The following is a 19,350-nucleotide window of genomic DNA, read 5'->3' on the forward strand; positions in this document are numbered from 1 at the left end:
GTCCGGAAGACTGACGACTCAGTTCTTCTGGATCTGGTCGAAGGACAGCTCGACCGGGGTCTCGCGGCCGAAGATCTCGACGAGACCCTTGACCTTCTTCGAGTCCGGGTTGATCTCGTTGATCGTCGCCTGCAGCGTGGCGAACGGCCCGTCGGTGACGGTGACCGAGTCGCCCACCTCGAAGTCCAGCACCTGGACCTCGACCTTGCGCTGCGGAGCCGGCTTGCCCTCGGCCTCGGCGGCCTCGCGGGCGGCCTTCTCCTCGGCCTCCGGCGCGAGCATCTTGACGATCTCGTCCAGGGTCAGCGGGTACGGGTCGTAGGCGTTGCCCACGAAGCCGGTGACGCCGGGGGTGTTGCGGACGACGCCCCAGGACTCGTTCGTCAGGTCCATGCGGACGAGGACGTAGCCCGGGAGCTTGTTCTGCTTGATGGTCTTGCGGTCGCCGTTCTTGATCTGGACGACCTCTTCCTGCGGCACCTCGGCCTGGAAGATGTAGTCCTCGACGTTCAGCGAGACGGCGCGCTGCTCCAGGTTGGTCTTCACGCGGTTCTCGTAGCCGGCGTACGTGTGGATGACGTACCACTCGCCGGGCAGGACCCGCAGTTCGTCGCGGAGCTTCTCGATCGGGTCGCGGGTGTCCTCGGGCTCGGCCTCGGACTCCTCCTCGGCGGCCTCGGCGTCGGCCTCTTCGGCCTCCGCGGGCTCGTCCGCGACGGCGTCGGCAGCCTCGACCTCCGCGGAGGCCTCGGTGTCCTCGCTGTCCGCGCCCTCGACGGTGTCGAGCTCGTCCTCGACGGACTCGGCAGGCTCGATGGCGTCGTTCACGTTCGGGTCAGACACGGTGGCTGCTTCTTCCTGGATACATAGGGGTGGAACATGCGAAAGGAGCGCCGGGTACCTCGGCGCTCTTCGCTGTGTGCTCAGCCGAAGACGTACTTGGCGGCGTTGCTGAGCCCATAGTCAATCACGGTCACCAGGCCGATCATGATGACCACGAAGATGATCACCACGGTCGTGTACGTCGTCAGCTGGCTGCGCGTCGGCCAGACGACCTTGCGGAGTTCCGCGACGATCTGGCGGTAGAACAGCGCGAGACGCTTCAGGGGACCCTTCTTGGCCCGCTTGCCGCCCTTGCGGGACTTCTTCTTGGAGTCCGGCGCCTCGTCCTGGGCATCAGGCATGTCGATGGAGCCCACGGCGTCCGTCACGCGTCCTCACCTGATTCCGGGTCGTGGCCGTGCCGCGCCCGGTCTGAGCCGCACGGCGGTGCAATGCTGTACGTACATGCGCACACATCCTGGCGAAGGTGTGTGTAGCAGGGCCGGAGGGACTTGAACCCCCAACCGCTGGTTTTGGAGACCAGTGCTCTACCAATTGAGCTACGACCCTTTGTGTGCCCCCCAACGTACCGCATACACCCGGGTGCTCGGTGTGCACCGGATGAGCGCGACCCGCTGAAGGCCAACGAGGTGAGAGTGTACGTGTTCCGGGGCCGGGCGTCGAACAGAAAGTGGCCGCGCGGCTCTTCGAACCGGCCCGGCGGGCCCCGGGATGGCGGAAGATCGCCGTGTCGGCGGGGGTGGGCAGCGGTGAACCCGCGGTGGATACGGACTGATGTTCAGGCCTTTGCCCGGTCCTGTTCAGTCTGTGAAACCCCCGTGCCGCTGGAGTTTCCGGTCTGAAACGATGGCCCCATGAGCGCTGCAACCCCTCCCACCGAGCGCCGGGTCTCCGCCCGAGTCGGCGCGATCTCCGAGTCCGCCACCCTCGCCGTGGACGCCAAGGCCAAGGCCCTCAAGGCCGCCGGGCGTCCGGTGATCGGCTTCGGCGCGGGTGAGCCGGACTTCCCGACGCCGGACTACATCGTCGAAGCGGCGATCGAAGCCTGCAAGAACCCGAAGTACCACCGCTACACGCCGGCCGGCGGCCTGCCCGAGCTGAAGGCCGCCATCGCCGCGAAGACGCTGCGCGACTCCGGCTACGAGGTGGACCCGGCCCAGATCCTGGTGACCAACGGCGGAAAGCAGGCGATCTACGAGGCGTTCGCCGCGATCCTCGACCCGGGCGACGAGGTCATCGTCCCGGCCCCGTACTGGACGACGTACCCCGAGTCGATCCGGCTCGCCGGCGGTGTCCCCGTCGAGGTCGTCGCCGACGAGACCACCGGCTACCGCGTCTCGGTCGAGCAGCTGGAGGCCGCCCGCACCGAGAAGACCAAGGTCGTCCTCTTCGTCTCGCCGTCGAACCCGACCGGCGCCGTCTACAGCCGGGCCGACGCCGAGGCGATCGGCCGCTGGGCCGTCGAGCACGGGCTGTGGGTGCTGACCGACGAGATCTACGAGCACCTCGTCTACGGCGACGCGACCTTCACGTCGCTGCCCGCGCTCCTGCCCGAGCTGCGCGACAAGTGCGTCGTCGTCAACGGCGTCGCCAAGACGTACGCCATGACCGGCTGGCGGGTCGGCTGGATCATCGGCCCGAAGGACGTCGTGAAGGCCGCGACGAACCTCCAGTCGCACGCCACGTCCAACGTCTCGAACGTCGCGCAGGCCGCGGCCCTCGCCGCCGTCTCCGGCGACCTGGACGCCGTCGCGACGATGCGGGAGGCCTTCGACCGGCGCCGCAGGACCATCGTGCGGATGCTCAACGAGATCGACGGCGTGGTCTGCCCGGAGCCCGAGGGCGCGTTCTACGCCTACCCGTCGGTCAAGGAGCTGATCGGCAAGGAGATCCGCGGCAAGCGCCCGCGGAACACGGTCGAGCTGGCCGCGCTGATCCTGGAGGAGGTCGAGGTCGCGGTCGTCCCGGGTGAGGCGTTCGGTACGCCCGGGTACCTGCGGCTGTCGTACGCGCTCGGGGACGAGGACCTCGTCGAGGGCGTGAGCCGGATCCAGAAGCTGCTGGCGGAGGCCCGGGACTGACGTCCGCCTCCGGCCGCGGGGCCACCACTTCCGGATTTCCGGAGGCGGTGGCCCCGCTTGTTTGTGCGAGCAAGACCACGAAAGGGGAAACCGCTACCGGGACGGCGGAAACGTACGGCAGGATCCTGGGATGGAGCGTGTACGTGATCTCTCTGAGCTGCCGAAGGCCCATCTGCACCTGCACTTCACCGGTTCGATGCGGCCGGGAACCGTGCTGGAACTGGCCGACAAGTACGGCGTCCGTCTGCCGGACACGCTGAGCGAGGCCCTGACGAGCGGGGAACCGCCGCAGCTGCGGGCGACGGACGAGCGGGGCTGGTTCCGCTTCCAGCGGCTGTACGACGCGGCCCGCTCGTGCCTGCGGGAGCCCGAGGACATCCAGCGGCTGGTGCGCGAGGCCGCGGAGGAGGACCTGCGGGACGGGTCCCGGTGGCTGGAGATCCAGGTCGACCCGACGTCGTACGCGCCGCGTCTGGGCGGGCTGATCCCGGCGCTGGAGATCATCCTGGACGCGGTCGAGACCGCGTCGCGGGACACGGGGCTCGGGATGCGGGTGCTGGTGGCGGCGAACCGCATGAAGCATCCGCTGGACGCGCGGACGCTGGCCCGGCTTGCGGTGCGCTACGCGGACCGGGGTGTCATCGGCTTCGGGCTGTCGAACGACGAGCGGCGCGGCATGGCGCGGGACTTCGACCGGGCGTTCACGATCGCCCGCGAGGGCGGTCTGCTGTCGGCGCCGCACGGGGGCGAGCTGACCGGCCCGGCGTCGGTGCGGGACTGCCTGGACGACCTCGGGGCGCATCGGATCGGGCACGGCGTGCGGGCGGCGGAGGATCCGCGCCTGCTGAAGCGGCTGGCGGACCGGGGCGTGACGTGCGAGGTGTGTCCGGCGTCGAACGTGGCGCTGGGCGTGTACGAGAAGCCGGAGGACGTGCCGCTGCGGCGGCTGTTCGACGCGGGGGTCCCGCTCGCCCTGGGCGCGGACGACCCGCTCCTCTTCGGCTCCCGCCTGGCGGCCCAGTACGAACTGGCCCGCCACCACCACGACTTCTCTGACGCGGAACTGGCGGAACTGGCCCGTCAGTCGGTCCGTGGCTCGGCGGCCCCGGAGCCGGTGAAGTCGGAACTCCTGGCGGACATCGACAGGTGGCTGACGGCTTGACGGAGCCCTGCGCCGGACCGCGCGAACCCCGTGCTAGAGGCTCACGCCGACCATCACCGGCTCGTTGACCAGCGTGACGCCGAAGGCCTCCCGCACGCCGGCCACCACCTCGCGGGCGAGCGCCAGCAGGTCCTCCGTGCTGGCGTCACCGCGATTGGTGAGGGCCAGCGTGTGCTTCGTGGAGATCCGCGCCGCGCCGCCGCCGTACCCCTTCGTGAACCCCGCCTTGTCGATGAGCCACGCCGCGGAGGTCTTCGTCCGCCCCTCCCCCGCCGGATAGGCGGGCGGCTCCGCGTCCGCGCCGAGCCGCTCCTTCACGCGCGCGTGGAACACGGCGAACTGCTCCGCCGTGAGGATCGGGTTCGTGAAGAAGGACCCGGCCGACCACGTGTCGTGGTCCTCGGGGTCCAGGACCATGCCCTTCCCGGCCCGCAGCTTCAGAACCGTCTCCCGAGCGGTGGCCAGCGGCACGCGCTCGCCGGGAGCGACACCAAGGGCGCGGGCGGTCTCCGCGTACTTGATCGGACCCGACAGGCCCCCGGCGTCCTCCAGCTCGAACCGGACCCGCAGCACGACGTACCGCTCGGGGCCGGCCTTGAAGCGGCTGTGGCGGTACGAGAAGTCGCAGTCCTCGTTCCGCAGGGTGACCGTCTCGCCCGCCTCGCGGTCGTAGGCGATCACCTCGGTGATCGTGGAGGAGACCTCCTGGCCGTACGCCCCCACGTTCTGGATGGGCGTCGCGCCGGCCGAGCCCGGGATGCCGGAGAGGCACTCGACGCCGGCGAGTCCGGCCTCGACGGTGCGGGCGACGGCGTCGGTCCACACCTCTCCGGCGGCCAGCTCCAGGCGCGTGCCGTCCAGCTCGAAGCCCTTGGTGGCGATGACGAGCGCGGTGCCCTCGAAGCCCTTGTCGCCGATGACCAGGTTCGATCCGCCGCCGATGATCAGCAGCGGCGTGCCCGTGGCGTCGGCGTCGCGGACGGCCGCGATCACCTCGGCGTCGGTCGTGGCGGTGACCAGCCGGGTCGCGGGGCCGCCCAGCCGGAAGGTGGTCAGCGGGGCGAGGGGGGCGTCGTGGAGTTCCTGCACGGGCCCAAGACTACGAGACGGCACCGACAGCCCCGGCACGCGTGCGTGCGGCCCGGCGACGAGGGCGGGGCCGCACGCACGCGTGGTCACGTCAGACGCCGGATGGCGTCGTCCCAGTCGAGCGGCAGCTCGTCGCTCGTCACCTGCCAGCGGACGAACCGCGAGTCGCGCATCTGGCCGGACAGCTTCCGGGACGTCGGCGCGTGGACGCCGGAGCGGGCGAAGTCCTTGAGCGCCGCGGGCGACTCCCACGCGGACAGCGTCCAGAACGTCCTGCGCAACGGCGCCGCCCTGAGCGTCGCCCCGTACGCCCCGGGCGCCCGGCTCACCTGCCGCCACACGGCGGGCGTACCGGCGAGGAACTTCAGCGCCCCCCACAGGGTGCGGGTCTCGAAGCGGGAGGCGAACACGTGGACCTCCGCACCGGTCGGCGCCGGGTTCGGGCTGGTCCAGGGAAGGGTGGGCATGGTTCCTCCTGGGTGGTGTGCGTCGGTGGTGTGCGGTCGGTGACGCCTGGCGCGGGTTGCGGTCGGTGATCGGTGATGCTGAGTCGCGCGCTCGGGCTGCGGGCCGGTCGGCGCGTCAGCGGATGGCCGGTTCCGGCACCCGCTCCGGCTCCTTCGGGACCGCCGCGCGCGCCGCGCTCCGCCTGGTCGGGATCAGCAGCGCGGCGACACCGGCGAGGGCGACGACCGCGGCTCCGGTGACCAGCGCCGGCCGCAGCCCGTCGACGAAGGCCTGGCCGGACTCGTAGCCCCCCTGCGCCGAGAAGATCGACGCCATGACGGCGATGCCTAGTGCGCCGCCCACCTCGCGCAGCGCGTTGTTGGCGCCGGAGGCGATGCCCTGTTCCTTCGCGCGGACGCTGGACATCACGAGGTTCGAGGCGGGCGCGAAGAACAGCGCCATGCCGACGCCGCCGAGGACGAGGCCGGGCAGCTGGGCGGCGTAGGACGCGTCGACGGTGGCCACGAGGGCGAGCTGGCCGAGGCCGGCGGCCTGGAGGAAGAGCCCGGTGGCGACGACGGGGCGGCCGCCGATGCGGTCGGAGAGGATGCCCGCGACGGGCGCGACGAGCATCGGCATGCCGGTCCAGGGCAGCATGCGCAGGCCGGCCTCGGTGGGCGAGTAGCCGAGGACGCCCTGCATGTACTGGCTCAGCAGGAAGATCGAGCCGAACATGCCGAGGAACATCAGCAGGCTCGCCGCGTTGATGCCGGCGAACGCGCGGGAGCGGAACAACCGCATCGGCAGCATGGGGTTCCTGGCGCGGGTGCTGTAGAGGACGAACCCGACGAGCAGCGCCGCCCCGGCGAACAGGCCGGTCATCACGACCGGACCGGTCCAGCCGTCGACCGGGCCGCGCACCAGTCCGTAGACGAGCCCGAAGAGGCCGCCGCTGGCGAGCAGGGTGCCGGGGAGGTCGAGCGGGGCGCCGGTGCCGTGGGACTCGGCGAGGCGGAGCCGGGCGAGCGGCACGAGGACCAGGCCCAGCGGGACGTTCAGCCAGAAGATCCACTGCCAGGAGATGTGTTCGGTGAGGCTGCCGCCGACCAGCGGTCCGGAGGCAACGGCGAGGCCGTTCACAGCGCCCCAGATGCCGTACGCCATCCCGCGCCGCTCGGCCGGCACGGCCGCCGTCAGCAGGGTCAGCGTCAGCGGCATCATGACGGCCGCGCCGACGCCCTGGACCGCGCGGGCGGCGATGAGGGAGTCGATGCCGGGTGCCATGGCCGCGGCGGCCGAGGCCGCGGTGAAGACGGTGATGCCGGCCATGAAGAGGCGACGCCGTCCGAAGCGGTCGCCGAGGGCGGCGCCGAACATGAGGAGGACCGCGAAGGTGAGCGTGTAGGCGCTCACGGTCCATTCGAGGTCGTGCAGCGCCCCGCCGAGGTCCTCGCGGATCGAGGGCAGCGCGGTGGTGACGACGAGGTTGTCGAGGGCCGCCATGAATCCGGCGACGCTGGTGAGGGCGAGGGCCCAGGCGGTCCCCCCGCGGCGTTGCTCCGTGTGCTGTGACATCGCTCCCCCGTGGGGTGTTAGTTATCAATGACTAACTTCTGTGGGTGTGACAGAGCCTCGGCGTGCGGCCCCTCATGAGGGTCGCTATGCGCCCTCGACCTCCCGCTTCACGCGGGCCGTGGTGTCGAGCCCCTCCCACACCCGGTGGCCGGGCGGGAAGCCCATGGCGGACAGGGTGTTGATCAGCATTCCGTACGCCATGAAGGTCGTGGTCTCGCCGGCGTCGGCCCCGAGCGGCAGGTGCACGCTGTCCCAGATCTCCATCCAGCCCTTGCGCACCATCTCGCCGAACTCGTGATCCCCCGCCGCCTCGGCGACGGCGACCGCGAGGAAGGTCTGCAACTGCATGCGCAGCCGCTCGGGCCGCTCGGAGATCAGCCGCGCGTACGCCTCTCCCATGGCGTGGTGGGCCTCCTCGCCCTCCAGCCCCTGGGCGGCTTCCTCGAACAGCCGCCGCATGTCCCGCATGCAGCGCTCGGTCGCCGCCAGGAAGATCGCTTTCTTGCCCGGGAAGAGCCGGAAGAGATACGGCTGCGAGACACCCACCCGCTTGGCGATCGCCTCGGTGGAGGTGCCGTGGTAGCCGTTCTGCGCGAATTCCGTGATCGCCGCGCGGATGACGCTCTCACGCCTCTCTTCTGCGCTCATCCTGACCATGAATACGAAGTTAGTACTCAATCACTAACTACGTCAAGCGTTCGGGAACACGTCACGTGTCCTGAAACACGTAAGGAGCGCCCTCCAGGGAAGGGCGCCCCTTACACAAAGTCACGATCAGGCGAGCCGTACGACCGCCCGCGACATGCCGAGCACCTTCTGGCCGCCGCTGGTCGCCGTCAGGTCGACGCGGACCGTGTTGTCGTCCAGCTTGGCCCCGACCTTTCCGGTGACCTCGATCACGGCGCCCTTGTCGTCGTTGGGGACGACGACGGGCCGGGTGAAGCGGACGCCGTACTCGACGACCGCGCCCGGGTCACCGGTCCAGTCGGTGACGACGCGGATCGCCTCGGCCATGGTGAACATGCCGTGCGCGATGACGTCCTGCAGTCCGACCTCCTTGGCGAACTTCTCGTTCCAGTGGATCGGGTTGAAGTCACCCGACGCGCCCGCGTACCGGACGAGCGTGTCGCGCGTCACGGAGAAGGACTGGGCGGGCAGTTCGGTGCCGACCTCGACGTCGGCGTACGCGATCTTCGCCGTCATGGTGATGCTCACGCCCCCTCGGCCGCGCGCGCGACCAGCTTCGTCCACGCGGTCACGACGAGTTCCCCGGCCTCGTCGTGGACCTCGCCACGGACGTCCAGGATGTCGTTGCCCGCCATCGACTTGACCGACTCGATGGTCTGGGTGACCGACAGCCGGTCACCGGCCCGCACCGGCCTGGCGTAGGCGAACTTCTGGTCGCCGTGCACCACCCGGCTGTAGTCGAGCCCCAGCTGCGGGTCCTGCACGACCTGCTCCGAGGCCTTGAACGTGATCGCGAACACGAACGTCGGCGGAGCGATGACGTCCGGGTGCCCGAGCGCCTTGGCGGCCTCCGGGTCCGTGTACGCCGGGTTGGCGTCCCCCACCGCCTCCGCGAACTCACGGATCTTCTCCCGGCCCACCTCGTAGGCCTCGGTAGGCGGGTAGCTCCGCCCCACGAAGGACTGGTCGAGCGCCATGGCTCGGCACCTCCTGCTGTCTTCTCTGATGAACCGGCCGGTAACCGGGGCCGGGAACGACGCGAGGCCGCCCCCCGACTGCGGGGGCGGCCTCGTGTACGAGCCTGTTTTATCGCGTTTCGCGGTGCGCGGTGTGCGCGTTGCAACGCGGGCAGTGCTTCTTCATCTCAAGACGGTCCGGGTTGTTACGCCGGTTCTTCTTGGTGATGTAGTTCCGCTCCTTGCACTCCACGCAGGCCAGCGTGATCTTCGGGCGGACGTCGGTGGCAGCCACGTGAGTGCTCCTTGACGAACGGATTGACTGTATTAACGCAAGAAGAGTAGCCGATCGAAGGACCGACCCCGCAATCGGCTACTGAGAGTAGCGGTGACCGGACTTGAACCGGTGACACAGCGATTATGAGCCGCTTGCTCTACCGACTGAGCTACACCGCTTGGATGCGATCGGGCCCCGCCTCGCGGCGGGAACCTCTCACACCAGAGCCCCAATACGGAATCGAACCGTAGACCTTCTCCTTACCATGGAGACGCTCTGCCGACTGAGCTATTGGGGCGAGCGATGAAGACATTACACGGTGGGCAGCGGTTCCCCCAAATCCGTTTCGCGGCGTCCGCCGGACCTGCCCCGGACCGCCTTCCCGCGCACCTCAACTGCCCCTGCCGTACCGGTTTCCGGCCGCGCCGGACGGCGTGCCACGCCGGTACGACTATTGCGCTCCTGCGCGCCGCGGCCGGGTCGCCGTCCTAGGCTCGACCCACTCTGCGTGATCTTGCGTCCTCCCCCAGCGCAGCCCCCCGAGATCCAGGAGCGCGATGCCCGACAGCCAGCCGCAGCCACCGCATTCGTCGTCGTCCTCGTCGGGCCCGGACGAACCGGCCTCGCTCCTGCTGTGCGGGGCGCGCCTGACCGACGGCCGGACCGTGGACGTACGGCTGGGCGGCGGACGCATCGAGGCGGTCGGCACGGCGGGCAGCCTGTCGCCGGCCGGCACCCGCGGCGCCCGGGTCGACCTCGGCGGCTACCTCCTCCTGCCGGCCCCCGCCGAGCCGCACGCCCACGGCGACACCGCGCTCACGGCCGACGCGGCCGGCCCGGTGACGTACGACGCCGACGACGTGCAGCGCCGCGCCACGGAGGCCACGCTGCTGCAACTCGGGCACGGGGCCACGGCGGTACGGGCACACGTGCGCGTCGGCGACGTGCAGGGCCTCGGCGCGCTCGGCGCCGTCCTCCGGGCCCGGCGGGCGCTGCGCGGGCTGGCCGAGCTGACCACGGTCGCCGTCCCCCGGGTGCTGACCGGGGTGGCGGGGGCGGAAGGGCTCGCGGTGCTGCGGGACGCCGTGAAGATGGGCGCCACGGTGGTGGGCGGCTGCCCGGACCTCGACCCCGACCCGACCGGCTACGTCGAGGCCGTGCTGGAGGTCGCCTCCGAGCACGGCTGCCCCGTCGACCTGCACACCGACGCCGACGACCCGGCCCGCCTCGCGCGGCTCGCGGCGATGGCGGGCGGACTGCGTCCCGGCGTGACGCTCGGCCCGTGCGCGGGCCTGAGCCGCCTGCCGTCCGAGCTGGCCTCCCGCACGGCGGACCAGCTCGCGGCGGCGGGCGTCACGGTGGTGTGCCTGCCGCAGGGCGGCTGCGGGAGCGCCGACCGGCAGGGCGCGGCGCCGGTACGGCTGCTGCGGGCCGCCGGGGTGCGGCTGGCGGCCGGGAGCGGGGCACTGCGGGACCTGTCCAACCCGGTGGGCCGCGGGGACCCGCTGGAGGCGGCGTACCTGCTGGCCTCACGGTGCGGGCTGCGGCCCGAGGAGGCGTACGACGCCGTGAGTTCGTCGGCACGGGCGGTGCTGGGACTGCCCGAGGTCCGGGTGGAGGCGGGTTTCCCCGCCGAGCTGCTGGCGGTGCGCGGCGAGGGCCTGGCGGGCGCGCTGTCACTGGCGTACAGCCGCATCGTGGTGCACCGGGGGCGCGTGGTGGCACGGACCAGCGCGGTGCGGGAGTACTGCAACACGGCGGGCTCGACGGAGCTGGGGCTGCCGCGGCAGGGGCGGGGAGAGGTTTCGTAGCGGGGAGTTCGAAGCGGGGGGCTCCATGGGGGGTGCGTCCTGCCGGAGAGCGGGCGAGGCGGGTCGGGGGCGGGATGGCCGAAGTCGCACGGCGGACGGGGCGGGGCGGGCGTACGGTCGGAGACATGCGCATTGTCATCGCTGGTGGTCATGGTCAGATCGCGCTGCGGCTGGAGCGGTTGCTCGCCGCGCGCGGGGACGAGGTCGCGGGCATCATCCGCAAGCCGGAACAGGCCGGCGATCTGCGGCAGGCCGGCGCCGAACCGGTCGTGCTCGACCTGGAGTCGGCGTCGGTCGAGGAAGTCGCCGAGGCGCTGCGGGGCGCGGACGCGGCGGTGTTCGCGGCGGGCGCGGGGCCGGGCAGCGGGGCGGCCCGCAAGGACACGGTGGACAAGGGCGCGGCGGTCCTGTTCGCGGACGCGGCGGTGCGGGCGGGTGTGGGGCGCCTGGTCGTCGTGTCGTCGATGGGGGCCAACCCGAAGCACGAGGGCCGCGAGATCTTCGACGTGTACCTGCGGGCGAAGGGCGAGGCCGACGCGTACGTGCAGCGCCTGAAGGGCCTCGACTGGACGATCCTGCGCCCGGGTTCACTGACGGACGACGCCGGAACCGGCCTCGTCCGGCTGGAGGCGCACACGGGCCGCGGCCCGGTCCCGCGCGACGACGTGGCAGCCGTCCTGGCGGAGCTGGTGGAGACGTCGTCGACGGCCGGCCTGACGCTGGAACTGGTCGGCGGTTCGACGCCGGTGTCGGTGGCGGTGAAGTCGGTGGCGGGCAACTGAGGTTGTCGGCCGGCGCCTGGAAGGGCGCCTAGAAGAGCGGCAGCTGCCCGGGAAAGTCCGGCACGACGTACCCGTCCAAGGTGGGCTGCGGCACGCCCAGTCGGGCCTGCCGCCGGGACCCCGGACAGGACACCAGCTCACCCTGCTCACGGGCCCCGGGCGGATCGTGCCGCGCGAACCGCCCGGCGACGACAGCGATCTCACGACGGCACTCGGGGCACGGTCTGCGTGGCGTGGACATGAGATCAGTGTGCCCCGGCCGACAGGGGGTCTCACGAACGGATTCCCCGGGGTGCCCCCGGACACGACGAGAACGAGGAGACCCCCTCCGCGCTGCGTTTCCGCAGTTCGGAGGGGGTCTCCTCAAGTGTGGCGGCGCCAGGATTCGAACCTGGGAAGGCGAAGCCGGCAGATTTACAGTCTGCTCCCTTTGGCCGCTCGGGCACACCGCCGGGGTTGCTGCCCTTCGAACCGCCTTTCGGCGGTGCTCCGTGGCAACGACGTAAACAATACCCGATGCGGAGGGGTGCTTCGCCACCCGATTGATCGGCGTCCGGGAGGCCGGGGGTGGCTAGTCTTGTGCGGATGCGGCCCGGGTCCCCACCGGGACCGGCGGCCACCCCACGTACGCCGGTCCGCGCCCGGTACGCACCCGATACGCACCCCGATACAAGGAGCCACAGGACATGGCCGACTCCAGTTTCGACATCGTCTCGAAGGTCGAGCGGCAGGAGGTCGACAACGCCCTCAACCAGGCCGCCAAGGAGATCTCGCAGCGCTACGACTTCAAGGGCGTGGGTGCCTCGATCTCGTGGTCCGGGGAGAAGATCCTCATGGAGGCGAACTCCGAGGACCGGGTGAAGGCCGTTCTCGACGTCTTCCAGTCCAAGCTGGTCAAGCGCGGCATCTCGCTGAAGGCGCTGGACGCCGGTGAGCCCCAGCTCTCCGGCAAGGAGTACAAGATCTTCGCCTCGATCGAGGAGGGCATCTCCCAGGAGAACGCGAAGAAGGTGGCGAAGATCATCCGTGACGAGGGCCCGAAGGGCGTGAAGGCCCAGGTGCAGGGTGACGAGCTGCGCGTCAGCTCCAAGAGCCGTGACGACCTCCAGGCCGTCATCTCGCTGCTCAAGGGCAAGGACTTCGACTTCGCGCTGCAGTTCGTGAACTACCGCTAGTCCGTCGGGTGGGCGCCGGCCGCCGTGGTGCCCACCCCGTTCCTCAACCGGGCAGGCCGCCGCCTCAGTCGCGGGAGTGGCCGAACAACAGGCGGTAGCCGATCAGCAGGACCAGCGCGCCGCCGATGGCCGCCGCCCAGGTCGCGCCGTCGTAGAAGTCCCGGGTGATCGGGTGGTCCAGCCAGCGGGCCGAGATCCAGCCGCCGAGGAACGCGCCCGCGACGCCGATCACGGTCGTGCCGACCAGTCCGCCCGGGTCGCGGCCCGGCAGCAGGAACTTGGCGATGGCTCCCGCCAGCAGCCCCAGGATGATCCAGCTGATGAACGTCATGCCGTGACCCTGCCCCTTCCCGCTGCGAACAAGCCGCCCCGCCGGTCCCGCTCCGTGTGATCTTGGTCCTGTCCTGTCCTGGCCCGCCCCGGGCGTCGTTCATGCCGCCGTCATCACGTGCCGGCCGAGAGGACGTCCGCGCGGCACCTGGTGGTCGCCTGGCCGGGTGGGCCGGATCAGTAGGGTGCGGCCATGACTTCCACCGGTCCTGAACTGCGGCGCACGCTCGGCGTCGCGGACGCCGTGGTCATCGGGCTCGGCTCGATGATCGGCGCCGGCATCTTCGCCGCCCTCGCGCCCGCCGCGCGCGCCGCCGGTTCCGGGTTGCTCCTCGGGCTCGCGGCCGCCGCCGTCGTCGCCTACTGCAACGCCTCCTCGTCGGCGCGGCTGGCCGCCCGGTACCCGGCCTCGGGCGGCACGTACGTGTACGGGCGCGAGCGGCTCGGGGAGTTCTGGGGCTACCTGGCCGGCTGGGCGTTCGTCGTCGGCAAGACGGCGTCCTGCGCGGCGATGGCCCTCACCGTCGGCGCGTACGTCTGGCCGGGGCAGGCGCACGCCGTCGCGGTCGCGGCCGTGGTCGCGCTGACCGCGGTGAACTACGGCGGCGTCCAGAAGTCCGCCTGGCTGACGCGGGTGATCGTGGCCGTGGTGCTGGCGGTCCTGGCCGCCGTGGTGGTCGTGTGCCTCGGGTCGGGCGAGTCCGAGGCGGGGCGGCTGGACATCGGGACGTCCGGCGGGGTCGGCGGGGTGCTGCAGGCGGGCGGTCTGCTGTTCTTCGCGTTCGCCGGGTACGCGCGCATCGCCACGCTCGGCGAGGAGGTGCGGGATCCGGCGCGGACGATTCCGCGCGCCGTTCCGCTCGCCCTCGGCATCACGCTGGCCGTGTACGCGTGCGTGGCGGTCGCCGTCCTCTCCGTCCTGGGGTCGGGCGGCCTCGGCAGCGCGACCGCGCCGCTGGCCGACGCGGTGCGTGCCGCCGGTGTGCCGGAGCTGGAGCCGGTGGTCCGCGCGGGCGCCGCCGTGGCCGCGCTGGGCTCGCTGCTCGCCCTGATCCTGGGCGTCTCGCGTACGACGCTGGCGATGGCCCGGGACCGGCACCTGCCCGCCCCGCTGGCGGCCGTGCACCCGCGCTTCCAGGTGCCGCACCGCGCGGAGTTGGCCGTGGGCGCGGTGGTCGCCGTGCTGGCCGCCACGGTGGACGTGCGCGGGGCGATCGGGTTCTCGTCCTTCGGGGTGCTGGCGTACTACGCGGTGGCCAACGCGTCGGCCTGGACGCTGGACGCGGCCCCACGGGCGCGTGTGGTGCCGGTCGTCGGGCTCGTCGGCTGCGCGGTGCTCGCGTTCGCGCTGCCGGCGACGTCCGTGGCCGTGGGTGCGAGCGTGCTGGCCGTCGGCGCGGCGGTGTACGGCGTACGGCGGTGGAGGGGGCGGCGGTGACACGCACGCGCGCGTGACCGCCGCCCGGCGTCACCAGGCCGTTCTGGCGAACTGCTGGTCGGTGCGGACGACTTCGCGGCCCAGCGGGGTCAGCGAGACCGGGATGAGCTTGAAGTTGGCGATGCCCAGCGGGATGCCGATGATCGTGACGCACAGCAGGAGGCCGGTGACGATGTGGCCGAGGGCCAGCCACCAGCCCGCGAGGACCAGCCACAGGACGTTGCCCACGCAGGACGCCGCGCCCGCGTCCCGGCGCTCGACCGCCGCGTACCCGAAGGGCCACAGCGCGTAGACGCCGATGCGGAAGGCCGCTATGCCGAACGGGATGCCGATGATGGTCACGCACAGGAGCGCGCCGGCGAGTACGTAGCCGAGGAACAGCCAGAACCCGCTGAAGACGAGCCAGATGACGTTGAGAATTGTCTTCACCGAGGGCCTGCCATCCTTTCGAGCCGGGCGATGCGCTCGGCCATGGGTGGGTGTGTGGAGAACATCTTCGACAGTCCCTGGCCGGGACGGAAGGGGTTCGCGATCATCATGTGGCTCGCGGTCTCGATCCGGGGCTCGGGCGGCAGCGGAAGCTGCTTCGTGCCCGCGTCGAGCTTGCGCAGGGCGCTGGCGAGGGCGAGCGGGTCGCCCGTGAGCTGGGAGCCGGACGCGTCGGCCTCGTACTCGCGGGAGCGGCTGATCGCGAGCTGGATGAGGGTGGCGGCGAGCGGGCCCAGGATCATGATCAGCAGCATGCCGAGCAGGCCGGGGCCGTCTTCGTCGTCCGAGCGGCCGATGGGGATCAGCCAGGCGAAGTTGACCAGGAACATGATCACCGAGGCGAGGGCGCCGGCCACCGACGAGATCAGGATGTCGCGGTTGTAGACGTGGCTCAGCTCGTGCCCGATGACGCCGCGCAGCTCGCGCTCGTCGAGCAGGCGGAGGATGCCGTCGGTGCAGCACACCGCGGCGTTGCGCGGGTTGCGGCCGGTGGCGAAGGCGTTGGGCGCCTCCGTCGGGGAGATGTAGAGGCGGGGCATGGGCTGGCGGGCCTGCGTGGAGAGCTCGCGGACCATGCGGTAGAGCGCGGGGGCCTCGAATTCGCTCACCGGGCGTGCGCGCATCGCGCGTAGCGCCAGCTTGTCGCTGTTCCAGTACGCGTAGGCGTTGGTGCCCAGCGCGACGAGAACGGCGACGACGAGCCCGACTCGGCCGAAGAAGCTGCCGATGACGATGATGAGTGCGGACAGTCCCCCGAGGAGTACTGCGGTCCTGAGCCCGTTGTGCCGGCGGTGCACGGTACGCCCTCCAAGTGGTGCGGCAGGGGAACCCTTTGCTGGTCGCTGCTGGTCGGTGCTGGTCGGTGTGCTTGATCGGTGCTGCTCTGCCTGTGCGTGGCACCACTGGTGGCGTGGTGACACGTCCAGTGGACCCTTCCCTACTGGTCAACGCCAGGCGAGGGCCGCCGGTTCCCCGACGCGCGCGGAGGGGGGCGTCGGCCGTCCGGGTGAGCTCGTGCCGGAAGGGGGGCGTCCGCTCTGGAAGAGGCCGGTGTCCGCTCTGGAAGAGGCCGGTGTCCGCGCTAGAAGAGGCCGGTGTCCGCGCTAGAAGAGGCCGGTGTCCGCGAAGCGCAGGACCAGTTGGGGCGCGCCGGACAGGGCGACGCCGATGACGGCGGTCAGGGCGAGCGCCGCCGTGAGCGGGGCGGGGACGCGGTGCCGGACGGCCTCGCCCTCGGGGGCGCGGAACAGCAGGGCCGTCCACTGGAGGTAGTAGAACAGCGCGACGACGACGTTGACGGCCATGACGACGGCGAGCCAGCCGAGGCCGGCGTCGACGGCCGCGGAGAAGACGGCGACCTTCGCGAACAGGCCGATGATGCCCGGCGGAAGCCCGGCGAGGCAGAGCAGGAAGAACGCCAGCAGCAGGGCGGCCACGGGGTTCGTCGCGTACAGGCCGCGGTAGTCGGTGAGGCGGTTGTACGCGCGCGTGCGGCCCACGAGGGCGGCGACCGCGAAGGCGCCGAGGTTCACGGCGGCGTACATGAGCGCGTAGGCGACGGTGGAGCCGATGGAGCGTTCGGCGTCGTCGGAGTACGCCGCGGCGGCGACCGGCACCAGGAGGTAGCCGGCCTGTCCGACGGACGACCAGGCGAGCAGGCGTACGGCGCTGTACGCGCGCGTGGCCTGCTGGCGCAGGGCGCCCGCGTTGCCGATGGTCATGGTGAGCGCGGCGAGCGCGGCCATGGCCGGGCCCCAGACGTGGGCGTACGACGGGAGGGCGACGACGGTGACGAGGATCAGGCCGGTGAAGCCGACGGCCTTGCCGACGACGGACAGGTAGGCGGCGATCGGCAGGGGGGCGCCGACGTAGGTGTCGGGGACCCAGAAGTGGAAGGGGACGGCGGCCGTCTTGAAGGCGAAGCCGACGAGGGTGAGGACGACGCCGGTCTGGGCGAGGGTGTGGAGCTGCCCGTCGACCTGCTGGATGCGTTCGGCGATCTCGGTGAGGTAGAGGGTGCCGGTGGAGGCGTAGACGAAGCTGATGCCCATGAGGCTGACCGCGGTCGCGGTGACCGAGGAGAGGAAGAACTTCAGGGCGGCCTCGGAGGACCTGCGGTCGCCGTGCCTGAGGCCGACGAGGGCGAACGCGGGCAGGGAGGCGACCTCCAGGGCGACGATCAGGGTCGCGAGGTCGCGGGAGGCGGGCAGCAGGGCGGCGCCGGCCGCGCTGGACAGCAGCAGGAACCAGAACTCGCCCGCGGGGAGCCGCTCGGCGTCGTCCTTGAGCGCCGTGACGGACAGCAGGGCGGCGAGGAGGGCGCCACCGAGAACCAGGAACTGGACGACCAGGGTGAAGTGGTCGGCGGTGTAGCTGCAGACGCCGGGGTCGCCGGTCTGGCAGAAGGTGCTGCGGTCGCCGTCGAGGAGGGGCAGCAGGAGGGCCGTGGAGGCGGCGAGTCCGGCGACGGACGCCCAGCCGAGGACCGCCTTGCGGCCTTCGGGCACGAACAGGTCGGCGACGAGGACGGCCAGGCCGACGACCGCCACGAGGGTGGGCGGCGCGATGGCGAGCCAGTCGACCGACTGGACGACGGACTGGGCGAGTGCCGGTCCCTGGGCCAGGGAGCTCATCGGGTGCCTCCTGCGAGGAGCTGCTGCACGGCCGGGTCGGTCAGGCCGAGGAGGGCCTTGGGCCACAGGCCTGCGACGAGGGTGAGGACGACGAGCGGGGTCCAGGCCGCGAACTCGTACGCCCGGACGTCGGCGAGGCGGGGCGCGTCCTGCGGGGCGGCGCCCATGCAGACGCGGCGGACCACGACGAGGAGGTACGCGGCCGTCAGCAGCGTGCCGAACGCGCCGATGGCCATGAAGGTGAGGAAGGCGGGGCGGCTGAGGCCCTCGGCGGGGTCGAACGCGCCGAACAGGGCCAGCATCTCCCCCCAGAACCCGGCGAGTCCGGGCAGGCCGAGGGAGGCGACGGCGCCGAAGGCGAGGAGGGCGCCCAGGCGCGGGGCCCGGCCGTAGAGGGCGGCGCCGGTCTGTTCGGCGAGGGTGTCGAGGTCGGTGCTGCCGGTGCGGTCCTTGAGGGCGCCGACCAGGAAGAACAGCAGGCCGGTGATGAGGCCGTGGGCGACGTTGGCGAACAGGGCGCCGTTGACGCCGGTGGGCGTCATGGTGGCGATGCCGAGCAGGACGAAGCCCATGTGGCCGACGGAGGAGTAGGCGATGAGGCGCTTGAGGTCGCCCTTGGCGCCGCGCCGGGCGAGGGCCAGGCAGGCCAGGGAGCCGTAGATGATGCCGACGACGGCGAAGGCGGCGAGGTACGGCGCGAAGGTGCGGAAGCCGTCGGGCGCGACGGGCAGCAGGATCCGGACGAATCCGTACGTACCCATCTTCAGCAGGACGCCGGCGAGGAGGACCGAGCCGACGGTCGGGGCGGCGGTGTGGGCGTCGGGCAGCCAGCTGTGCAGCGGCCACATCGGCGTCTTCACGGCGAGCCCGATCCCGATCGCCAGAACGGCGATGACCTGCACGGATGTGGTCAGCGACCGGCCGTTGTCAGTGGCGAGTGCCACCATGTCGAATGTGCCCGCCCTGAGACCGATCAGGAGCAGGCCGAGCAGCATGACGACCGAGCCGAGCAGCGTGTAGAGGATGAACTTCCAGGCGGCCTCGGCCCGGCCCTCGCCGCCCCAGCGGGCGATGAGGAAGTACATCGGGATGAGGACCATCTCGAAGGCGAGGAAGAACAGCAGCAGGTCGAGGACGGCGAAGGTGGCGAGGGTGCCGGACTCGAGGACGAGCAGCAGGGCGACGAACGCCTTCGGGGTCGGGCCCGCGGGCAGCTTGAAGTACGAGTAGAGCGCGCAGAGGAAGGTCAGCAGCGCGGTCAGGACCAGAAGGGGGAGGGAAATGCCGTCGATGCCGAGGTGGATCCGCACGTCGAGCGCGGGGATCCAGCTGATGTCCGTGCTTGCCTGCATCTTCGACGGCTGGTCGTGGTCGAAGCCGAGCGCGAGGACGACCGCCGCGAGGAGCACGGCGCCGGTGACGGTGACGCCGTGCCGCAGGACGGCCTGTTCGGGCGACTTCCCCTTCAGTCCGGGCGGGGCCGGCAGGAGAGCGGCGGCGGCCCCGAGGAGCGGGCCGACGACGACGAACGCGAGAAGGAACTGCATCACGGACTCGTTGATATCGATCACGCCT

General features: G+C 71.5%; 21 protein-coding genes and 4 tRNA genes. 6 read left to right on the plus strand and 19 right to left on the minus strand.

All coding sequences use genetic code 11. The features are described from left to right. Window positions 1–18: 18 nt before the first annotated feature. The 3 genes from nusG to ACZ7D7_RS04110 all read right to left on the minus strand — a co-directional run bounded on the left by nusG (window position 19) and on the right by ACZ7D7_RS04110 (window position 1,392). Complete coding sequence (nusG, locus tag ACZ7D7_RS04100; RefSeq protein ID WP_470822117.1) at window positions 19–843, minus strand: transcription termination/antitermination protein NusG; 825 nt, start codon at window positions 841–843, stop codon at window positions 19–21. A gap of 80 nt (window positions 844–923) precedes the next feature. After that, on the minus strand, window positions 924–1,211 hold the full coding sequence (gene secE / locus ACZ7D7_RS04105; protein ID WP_470822119.1) for a preprotein translocase subunit SecE: 288 nt from the start codon (window positions 1,209–1,211) through the stop codon (window positions 924–926). Window positions 1,212–1,319: 108 nt separating this feature from the next. Continuing rightward, window positions 1,320–1,392, minus strand: a tRNA-Trp gene (locus ACZ7D7_RS04110). Between the two features lie 305 nt (window positions 1,393–1,697). On the opposite strand from ACZ7D7_RS04110, the gene ACZ7D7_RS04115 reads away from it, so the two are divergent. Together ACZ7D7_RS04115 and ACZ7D7_RS04120 are read left to right on the plus strand one after the other, a co-directional pair. Next, window positions 1,698–2,924 carry a pyridoxal phosphate-dependent aminotransferase gene (locus ACZ7D7_RS04115; protein WP_470822121.1) on the plus strand — a complete coding sequence of 409 codons (1,227 nt, stop codon included), beginning with the start codon at window positions 1,698–1,700 and terminating at the stop codon, window positions 2,922–2,924. A 130-nt stretch (window positions 2,925–3,054) separates the two neighbouring features. After that, window positions 3,055–4,086: an adenosine deaminase gene (locus tag ACZ7D7_RS04120; RefSeq protein ID WP_470822122.1), complete on the plus strand. Its 1,032-nt coding sequence runs from the start codon at window positions 3,055–3,057 to the stop codon at window positions 4,084–4,086. Window positions 4,087–4,119: 33 nt separating this feature from the next. Here the strand turns inward: ACZ7D7_RS04120 and ACZ7D7_RS04125 are convergent, their stop codons facing one another. The 9 genes from ACZ7D7_RS04125 to ACZ7D7_RS04165 form a co-directional block, all read right to left on the minus strand. Next, on the minus strand, window positions 4,120–5,175 hold the full coding sequence (locus ACZ7D7_RS04125; protein WP_470822123.1) for a UDP-N-acetylmuramate dehydrogenase: 1,056 nt from the start codon (window positions 5,173–5,175) through the stop codon (window positions 4,120–4,122). Between the two features lie 86 nt (window positions 5,176–5,261). After that, window positions 5,262–5,642 (minus strand): DUF3291 domain-containing protein, encoded by a 381-nt coding sequence (locus ACZ7D7_RS04130; protein ID WP_470822125.1) that lies wholly within the window; start codon window positions 5,640–5,642, stop codon window positions 5,262–5,264. Between the two features lie 115 nt (window positions 5,643–5,757). After that, on the minus strand, window positions 5,758–7,197 hold the full coding sequence (locus ACZ7D7_RS04135; RefSeq protein ID WP_470822127.1) for an MFS transporter: 1,440 nt from the start codon (window positions 7,195–7,197) through the stop codon (window positions 5,758–5,760). An 84-nt stretch (window positions 7,198–7,281) separates the two neighbouring features. Next, the gene (locus ACZ7D7_RS04140; RefSeq protein ID WP_470822128.1) at window positions 7,282–7,854 is read right to left on the minus strand and encodes a TetR/AcrR family transcriptional regulator; all 573 of its coding nucleotides are present in this window, start codon (window positions 7,852–7,854) and stop codon (window positions 7,282–7,284) included. Window positions 7,855–7,971: 117 nt separating this feature from the next. Beyond that, window positions 7,972–8,400, minus strand: coding sequence for a MaoC family dehydratase (locus tag ACZ7D7_RS04145; protein WP_470822458.1), 429 nt, complete (start codon window positions 8,398–8,400; stop codon window positions 7,972–7,974). 8 nt (window positions 8,401–8,408) lie between these two features. Further along, a complete protein-coding gene (locus ACZ7D7_RS04150; RefSeq protein ID WP_470822130.1) occupies window positions 8,409–8,861 on the minus strand; it encodes an FAS1-like dehydratase domain-containing protein in 453 nt (150 codons plus the stop codon). A 109-nt stretch (window positions 8,862–8,970) separates the two neighbouring features. Beyond that, entirely contained in the window at window positions 8,971–9,135 is a 165-nt protein-coding gene (rpmG, locus tag ACZ7D7_RS04155; RefSeq protein WP_003948671.1) for a 50S ribosomal protein L33, read from the minus strand. An 88-nt stretch (window positions 9,136–9,223) separates the two neighbouring features. Next, window positions 9,224–9,296: transfer RNA gene (locus tag ACZ7D7_RS04160), tRNA-Met, on the minus strand. 46 nt (window positions 9,297–9,342) lie between these two features. After that, window positions 9,343–9,415, minus strand: a tRNA-Thr gene (locus ACZ7D7_RS04165). A 259-nt stretch (window positions 9,416–9,674) separates the two neighbouring features. On the opposite strand from ACZ7D7_RS04165, the gene ACZ7D7_RS04170 reads away from it, so the two are divergent. Then, entirely contained in the window at window positions 9,675–10,928 is a 1,254-nt protein-coding gene (locus ACZ7D7_RS04170) for an amidohydrolase family protein (RefSeq protein WP_470822132.1), read from the plus strand. Between the two features lie 125 nt (window positions 10,929–11,053). Continuing rightward, complete coding sequence (locus ACZ7D7_RS04175) at window positions 11,054–11,710, plus strand: SDR family oxidoreductase (RefSeq protein WP_470822133.1); 657 nt, start codon at window positions 11,054–11,056, stop codon at window positions 11,708–11,710. A gap of 28 nt (window positions 11,711–11,738) precedes the next feature. On the opposite strand, the gene ACZ7D7_RS04180 is transcribed toward ACZ7D7_RS04175, so the two are convergent. Beyond that, complete coding sequence (locus ACZ7D7_RS04180) at window positions 11,739–11,951, minus strand: hypothetical protein (protein ID WP_470822135.1); 213 nt, start codon at window positions 11,949–11,951, stop codon at window positions 11,739–11,741. A 129-nt stretch (window positions 11,952–12,080) separates the two neighbouring features. Further along, window positions 12,081–12,162, minus strand: a tRNA-Tyr gene (locus ACZ7D7_RS04185). Between the two features lie 234 nt (window positions 12,163–12,396). Here ACZ7D7_RS04185 and ACZ7D7_RS04190 point away from each other — a divergent pair. Then, complete coding sequence (locus ACZ7D7_RS04190) at window positions 12,397–12,885, plus strand: YajQ family cyclic di-GMP-binding protein (protein WP_279548946.1); 489 nt, start codon at window positions 12,397–12,399, stop codon at window positions 12,883–12,885. Between the two features lie 64 nt (window positions 12,886–12,949). Here ACZ7D7_RS04190 and ACZ7D7_RS04195 read toward each other — a convergent pair whose 3' ends face one another. Further along, window positions 12,950–13,216: a GlsB/YeaQ/YmgE family stress response membrane protein gene (locus ACZ7D7_RS04195; RefSeq protein WP_470822136.1), complete on the minus strand. Its 267-nt coding sequence runs from the start codon at window positions 13,214–13,216 to the stop codon at window positions 12,950–12,952. Window positions 13,217–13,408: 192 nt separating this feature from the next. Here ACZ7D7_RS04195 and ACZ7D7_RS04200 point away from each other — a divergent pair, with 192 nt between their 5' ends. Then, complete coding sequence (locus tag ACZ7D7_RS04200; RefSeq protein ID WP_470822138.1) at window positions 13,409–14,653, plus strand: APC family permease; 1,245 nt, start codon at window positions 13,409–13,411, stop codon at window positions 14,651–14,653. A gap of 30 nt (window positions 14,654–14,683) precedes the next feature. Here ACZ7D7_RS04200 and ACZ7D7_RS04205 read toward each other — a convergent pair whose 3' ends face one another. The 4 genes from ACZ7D7_RS04205 to ACZ7D7_RS04220 all read right to left on the minus strand — a co-directional run bounded on the left by ACZ7D7_RS04205 (window position 14,684) and on the right by ACZ7D7_RS04220 (window position 19,346). Further along, window positions 14,684–15,082 carry a YccF domain-containing protein gene (locus tag ACZ7D7_RS04205; RefSeq protein WP_470822139.1) on the minus strand — a complete coding sequence of 133 codons (399 nt, stop codon included), beginning with the start codon at window positions 15,080–15,082 and terminating at the stop codon, window positions 14,684–14,686. Then, the gene (gene htpX, locus ACZ7D7_RS04210) at window positions 15,079–15,939 is read right to left on the minus strand and encodes a zinc metalloprotease HtpX (RefSeq protein ID WP_470822141.1); all 861 of its coding nucleotides are present in this window, start codon (window positions 15,937–15,939) and stop codon (window positions 15,079–15,081) included. Before htpX ends, ACZ7D7_RS04205 begins: the two co-directional genes overlap by 4 nt. Before the next feature lie 306 nt (window positions 15,940–16,245). Beyond that, window positions 16,246–17,775 (minus strand): NADH-quinone oxidoreductase subunit N, encoded by a 1,530-nt coding sequence (locus ACZ7D7_RS04215; protein ID WP_470822143.1) that lies wholly within the window; start codon window positions 17,773–17,775, stop codon window positions 16,246–16,248. Next, the gene (locus ACZ7D7_RS04220) at window positions 17,772–19,346 is read right to left on the minus strand and encodes an NADH-quinone oxidoreductase subunit M (protein ID WP_470822145.1); all 1,575 of its coding nucleotides are present in this window, start codon (window positions 19,344–19,346) and stop codon (window positions 17,772–17,774) included. Before ACZ7D7_RS04220 ends, ACZ7D7_RS04215 begins: the two co-directional genes overlap by 4 nt. Window positions 19,347–19,350: the final 4 nt, after the last annotated feature.

The organism is Streptomyces sp. NPDC037054, assembly GCF_055606745.1.